Origin of the sequence: Nocardia sp. NPDC059180 (assembly GCF_042754945.1) — a bacterium.
GTDB lineage: Bacteria > Actinomycetota > Actinomycetes > Mycobacteriales > Mycobacteriaceae > Nocardia.
The window spans coordinates 62,204-68,203 of the sequence record NZ_JBHZBU010000014.1; the positions used below are offsets into that span (position 1 = coordinate 62,204).

The 6,000-nt window shown below is 68.4% G+C and carries 5 protein-coding genes; 1 reads left to right on the forward strand and 4 read right to left on the reverse strand.

The window, feature by feature from the left end; translation table 11 throughout:
* Positions 1–123: 123 nt before the first annotated feature.
* From ACFXNW_RS29890 to ACFXNW_RS29900, 3 genes are all read right to left on the reverse strand, one after another.
* The gene (locus tag ACFXNW_RS29890) at positions 124–1,467 is read right to left on the reverse strand and encodes an ABC1 kinase family protein (protein WP_379421154.1); all 1,344 of its coding nucleotides are present in this window, start codon (positions 1,465–1,467) and stop codon (positions 124–126) included.
* A gap of 76 nt (positions 1,468–1,543) precedes the next feature.
* Positions 1,544–2,404 (reverse strand): TOMM precursor leader peptide-binding protein, encoded by an 861-nt coding sequence (locus ACFXNW_RS29895; protein ID WP_379421155.1) that lies wholly within the window; start codon positions 2,402–2,404, stop codon positions 1,544–1,546.
* A gap of 206 nt (positions 2,405–2,610) precedes the next feature.
* Positions 2,611–4,038: a zinc-dependent metalloprotease gene (locus ACFXNW_RS29900; protein ID WP_379421156.1), complete on the reverse strand. Its 1,428-nt coding sequence runs from the start codon at positions 4,036–4,038 to the stop codon at positions 2,611–2,613.
* Positions 4,039–4,210: 172 nt separating this feature from the next.
* Here ACFXNW_RS29900 and ACFXNW_RS29905 point away from each other — a divergent pair, with 172 nt between their 5' ends.
* Positions 4,211–5,239 (forward strand): PDZ domain-containing protein, encoded by a 1,029-nt coding sequence (locus tag ACFXNW_RS29905; protein WP_379421157.1) that lies wholly within the window; start codon positions 4,211–4,213, stop codon positions 5,237–5,239.
* Positions 5,240–5,284: 45 nt separating this feature from the next.
* Here the strand turns inward: ACFXNW_RS29905 and ACFXNW_RS29910 are convergent, their stop codons facing one another.
* Positions 5,285–5,866: a PPA1309 family protein gene (locus ACFXNW_RS29910; RefSeq protein WP_379421158.1), complete on the reverse strand. Its 582-nt coding sequence runs from the start codon at positions 5,864–5,866 to the stop codon at positions 5,285–5,287.
* Positions 5,867–6,000 lie beyond the last annotated feature (134 nt).

A 6,000-nucleotide genomic window follows, 5' to 3' on the forward strand; every position in this document is an offset into this window, starting at 1 on the left:
GGCCCGCATACAGTCGGCATCACGCCGGCCGGGCCGCGAACCATCCAACGACCAACCGCCCAGTCGATGCGACTGGGCGGTTGTTTGTTATTGGGGGAGTGAGGTTTTCGCTGCGTTCAGCGCCTACGCGGTGTCGCGCTGCTCCCGGAATCCTGGCATCCAGGTCGCGGCCAGCTGCATGAACGGCACCTCGGCGTCGAGCTGGGCGGAGATACCGATCGAGCCTGCCAGCACCCGGAAGATCATCACGTGCTCGGCGGGCAGCACCATCGCACGTGCGGTCTTCATCTCCGGACTGTTGAAGTCCGAGGCTCGTCCGGCCACCCGTTGCATCCACTTGCGGGTGAAGTGGAACGAGTCGGTCTTGATCGGATCGGTGAACGGGCGCAGGTAGTCGGCGATCTCCTGATGGGTGATGACCCGCCCGGGAATCACCCAGCCGTTGTCGTGCAGCAGGGCGGTGAGCTCCTCGAACTCCTCGTCGACCGCCAGCGCCAGAATCCGGCCGAGCAACTCGGGGAAGCCGTTCGGCAGCGGTGCGCAGGCACCGAAATCGATGACGGCGAGCTTGCCCTCCGGCGTCACCATGAAGTTGCCCGGATGCGGGTCGGCATGCAGCAGGCCGGCCAATTCGGGTGAGCAGAAGTGGAATCGGCCCATCAGGGTGGCCACCCGGTTGCGGAGTTCGCGGGTGCCTTCGGGATCGGCATTGCCCGCGGCGATGATCGCGGAAACCGCTGTGCCATCGAGCCATTCGGTGACGATCACCTTCGGCGCGCTGGCAACCACCTTGGGCACAACGAACTCCGGGTGCCCGTCGAAGGCCTTGGCGAATACGCGCTGATTGCTCGCCTCGTTGCGGTAGTCGAGCTCTTCCTCGGTGCGCTCGGTGATCTCGGCGAGGATCGGCTTCACATCGGCGCCGGGAATCACCGACGAGATCAGTCCGGTCATCCGCGACAGCGTCTTCAGATCCGCGCGCAGCGCCTCGTCGGCACCCGGGTACTGGACCTTGACCGCGACCGCGCGACCGTCGGACCACACCGCTCGGTGCACCTGGCCGATGCTCGCGGAGGCGGCGGGGGATTCGTCGAAGGAGTGGAAGCGGGTCCGCCACTGGGTGCCGAGCTGTTGATCGAGCACGCGGTGCACGGTCTCGATGGGCATCGGTGGCGCGGCCGCCTGCAGCTTGGTCAGCGCTTCCCGATAGTGCTCGCCGAACTCCTCGGGGACGGCGGCCTCCATGACGCTGAGCGCCTGGCCGAACTTCATCGCGCCACCCTTGAGCTCACCGAGAATGGTGAACAGCTGTTCGGCGGCCTTCTGGTTCAGCTGTGCGTTGATCTCGCCCTTGTCACCCCCGGCCAGCTTCTTGCCGAAACCAACGGCGGCTCGTCCAGCGATCCCGAGGGGAATCTTGGCTAACTTCGCATTGCGGGAGGAGCTGCGGCGCACGATCTCGGACACGTACCCATCATGGCCGACCGGGCCGCTGCTGTGCCATCGAAATCGACTGAGAATCCAGCTTTCGGAGTGGTACGCGTCACGTCGAACCGTCGGTACCGGCACGAATGCGCCGGCAGACGCAGCGTGCGTGCGGCGCCCAGCGCCGGATCTCGAGCCGATACGAATCCAGATCCAGCTCCAGTTGAGCCTCGAGAACGGCGGGTGGCCGCCCGACCGAACACGCGATGATCGACTCCAGTTCGCGCAGCGCCAGCGCCGCGGTGGCTTCGATTCCGGAGCGTGATGCGTGGCCGACCCGCCCGAGCAGTTGCGCGGCCAGTCGTGGCCAGTCCGGGTCGTAGTCGGCACGCAGCAGGTCGGCGCAGCGCAGGCAGCTGGTCCGGCCGGGCTGCACGAGCGGTCCGACCAGACCGTCGCCGTCGCGCAAGCGCACCGGAAGATGCGCGATCCGTGCGCGCAGCAATTGATCGATCAGGCGCGGGTCGGGGACCAGGGTGTCGGTCAGCAGCACCAGATCAGGTCGCGGGCGAAGGTCTATGCGCGGGCCGCGCGAGCGCTGCGGCCGCAGCCCGAATCGACGCAGCCCCGTCGTGATCGCATCCGAGAGCGGGCCGAGCCCGTGCACCCGGACCCGGCGGACGCGGCCAGCGGGGGTGTCGGGGTGCAACAGCAGCCCCGCATCGTCGAGCGTGGCAAGCAGCTGGCTCGCGCGATGCGGCGTGAGGCCGAGTTCGGTGGCCCGCCACATGATCTGTGGACGGGTGCGCAACCCATCGAGCAGCTGCAAGAAATGCAGGAGGGTATCGGGGTCGATCCCGGGGACCGCGAGTTGACGCGCGGACTCCGGATCCCAGCCGAGCTGAACCGCACCGGAGGGCCGGGTCAGGATCAGCAATTGCGGGTGCAGCATCGGCCCGCGCAGGCACAGCGATGTCATGGCGAGCAGTATGCAGAGCTGCTCGCTGCCGATCCGGCGCGAAATCCGTAGTTATCCACAGGTCGGGCGCCGGATCGACGGACCGCACATTGCCGCCGACCCGGCCCTGCGACGCACTCGATCGCGACGGCGCGGGGCTCGAGTGTCGCCGCGTGGCGCGGGTGATCGGACCGTAGCCCTCGTGATCTGGACCTCAGCCCTCGCGATCAGGAAGAGGCGGTGCCTCCGGATTCGCCAGGCTTGTCACCGGGTTCGCCGGACTTGTTGCGTTCTTCGCGTTCGCGCGCCTCGGTTTCGGCCAGTTGCGCCAGCGGATCGTCGAAGGCGTTCGTGCCGCCGCCGATCACCGCGTCGATGAAGCCTGCGGGGGAGTCCAGATCGCTGGCATCGGGTAGCAGATCGGGATGGGCCCAGATGCCGTCGCGCGCCTCCATCCCGGCGTCGGTGGTCAACCGCTGCCACAGCGCAGCGGCCTCACGCAGCTTGCGCGGCCGCAACTCGAGCCCGACCAGGGTGGCGAAGGTCTGTTCGGCCGGGCCACCGGTGGCGCGGCGCCTGCGCAGAGTCTCGGCGAGTGCGCCTGCGCCGGGCAGCCGTTCGCCGACGGCCTCGGACACCACGACCTGCACCCAGCCCTCGATCAGGGCGAGCAGCGTCTCCAGCCGTTCCAGCGCCTGCTTCTGCTCCGGCGTGGTCTGCGGCTCGAAGGTGCCCTGGGACAGGATTTCCTCGAGCTTGCTCGGATCGGTCAGCGACATCGGATCGATGCCCTGGGCTGCCTCCTCCAGCGCCGAGAAGTCCATCTTGATGCCGCGCGCGTAGTCCTCGACCGCGCCGAGCACCTGCTGCCGCAGCCACGGCACATGCCCGAACAGGCGCTGATGGGCGGCCTCGCGGGCGGCGAGGAACACCATGATCTCGCTCTCGGGCTGCTCCAGACCCGCGCTGAACTCCGAGATGGCGGCAGGCAACAGGGCAGCGGTGCCCGCGGGCCCCAGCGGCAAGCCGATATCGGTGGAGGTCAGCACCTCCTTGGCGAGCTGGCCAAGGGCCTGGCCGAGCTGCGAACCGAACGCGAGGCCGCCCATCTGGCCGAGCATCCCCATCATCGGCGCCGCGAACTGCTTGGCCTCCTCGGGCAGGTTCGCCGTCCACATGCCGGAGATCTGCTGGGCCACCGGATCGCACAACCGCTGCCACGTCGGCAAGGTTTCCTCGATCCAGTCGTTGGCCGTCCACGCGGCCGTCTTCGTCGCGCCCGCGGGCAGGGTCGTCGCACCGTCGAGCCACAGCTCGGCCAGGTGCGCGGCATCGGCGACGGCACTGACGGTGCCCGCCGACACCGGCGTGACGCTCGCGCCGAGCTGCTGGCGGGCCAGCCGCTTGGCGACGTCGTAGTTGACCGGACCGCCCTGCTCCGAACCCGGCTGGCCCATACCTTGACCCATACCGCTGAGCATCTGGCCGAGCGAGGTCAGCATCTGCCCGAGCTGGGCTGGATCGAATCCGCCCGCCCCGGAACCGGCCATGCCGAAGCCGAACGGGTCGCCCGCGCCGGAACCGCTCGGCTCATCGCCTCGTTTGCGGTCATCGTCGTCGTCGCGGTTCGAGAATCCGAACGGTTGGTCGCTCATACCCATTACGTTACGCGGCGCGGACCGGCGGCGATGTTCGCGCGCCGCGAAATCGGCACGGTGCTCACGCGCGTGCGTGAACGCGCTCACAGCAGTCGATCCGGGCCCGCCCGAACCGCGAAACTTCCGCCGGTGCCGCCCCGCGGTCGCGGCGATCGCTACTGTTGGCCGCGTGAATCGTCGGATCATCACTCTGCTCGCCGCGCTGCTCCCGGTGCTCGTGCTGGGCGTCGCGGGGAGCTGGTTCAACGTGCCCTTCGTCGCTCTCGGCCCGGGGCCGACATTCAACACACTGGGTGAAGTGGACGGCAAACAGGTCGTCGACGTCACGGGTGTGGAGGTGGATCCGACATCCGGAAACCTCAATATGACGACGGTCTCGGTGCGCGACGGGCTCAACATCTTCGAGGCGATCGGCTTCTGGTTCAGCGGCGAGCATGGTCTCGTCCCGCGCTCGGAGGTCTATCCGCCCGATATGTCGCGGGAGGAGATCGATAGGTCCAACCAGCAGGACTTCAAGGAATCCGAGAGCAACGCCGAGATCGCGACGATGAACTTCCTCGGCCTGCCCACCGCGGTGCTTGCCCGTACTGTGGCCGACAACGGTCCGGCCAAGGCGGTGCTGGAAGAGGGCGACGAGATCGTCAGCATCAATGGAGTCCCGATGACCGCACCGAAGGACGTGGTCGACGCCATCGGGAAGCTGCCGCCGGGCAGCGAGGTCGCCTTGGTGACCCGTCGCGGCGGCAGCGCTGAGCAGACCGTCACCGTCACCCTCGCCGCCCGCGAAGACGACCCGAACAAGGGCTATCTCGGTGTCACTCCCGGTGCGGGCGCGCGTCCGCCCATGGAGGTCACCTTCAATCTGGCCGATATCGGCGGACCGTCCGCGGGCCTGATGTTCAGCCTCGCCCTGATCGACAAGCTCACCCCCGGTGAACTCGACGGCGGCACGTTCGTCGCCGGTACCGGCTCGATCGAACAGGACGGCAAGGTCGGCCCGATCGGCGGCATCCAGTACAAGATGATCGCCGCACGTGAGGCGGGCGCCGAGACGTTCCTGGTTCCGGCCGCCAACTGCAACGAGGCCAGGCAGCGCACCCCCGACGGGCTGCGCCTGGTGAAGGTGGACAACCTCGCAGGCGCCGTGCAGTCGCTCGAGGATCTCAGCGCCGGACGTCCGACGGTCGGCTGCGGCTAGCGCGAACCGCGGCGGGCGACGGGGATTCGCGCCCGCCGCAACAGATCAGTCCAGCGTATGCCGCAGGGCCTCGGCCACATTCGCGGCCAGATTCGGGTAGGTCCGCAGCTCCAGATCGGCGAACTCGTCGGCGTCGTCGTCGGGACGCACCTGCAACAAGCACAGGGTGGTGCCCTCCCGAAGGGCCGCCGCGAACAACCGGGCCTCGCGGCGCTCCGGATGCGAGTGGGCGGCGGCGCGTCCGGCGGCATCGGCCGCGTCGTCATCGGCGAGCAGCGGCGTCAATGCGTCGTCGAGGGTGCTCTCGGCGGTGGGCGGCAGCACCACGATCTCCTGCACCAGTACGCATCCGGCCACCGCGGATGGCCAGCTGGTGGTGGCCAGCACTTCCTCGAGCGCGATCGAACCGCCGGTCACGTCCTCGGGGAGCGGTTCCTGGGCGACCGGCGTGAGTTCGTCGCCCGCATCCAGCTGATCTATGAGTCCAGGCTCGGCGGCCACCAGATCGGCAGTCGGCACCAGCGCGAACATCTGCGGCGGACGTCCCCACCCTTCGGTGTCGACGAATTCGGCCACCTCGCGGACGGCTCGGGACAACACCACTTCGGCATGCAGGTCAGCGCTCACTGTGCCATTTTGCGCTGCCTGCGGCAGCGCGTGTTCGCGGGGCTGTGTTTGATTTGTGGCGCCTGCGGCGCCGCGGGTTCGCGGCCCCTTTGTGTCTCGCGTTTCCGGTGCCGCTGCTTGCCTTCGGCTTGCGC

Excerpts from the sequence above, each read along its gene's own strand:
- ACFXNW_RS29895 (WP_379421155.1), bottom strand. The coding sequence starts at position 2,404 with ATGACATCGCTGTGCCTGCGCGGGCCGATGCTGCACCCGCAATTGCTG.
- ACFXNW_RS29900 (WP_379421156.1), bottom strand. The coding sequence starts at position 4,038 with ATGAGCGACCAACCGTTCGGATTCTCGAACCGCGACGACGACGATGAC.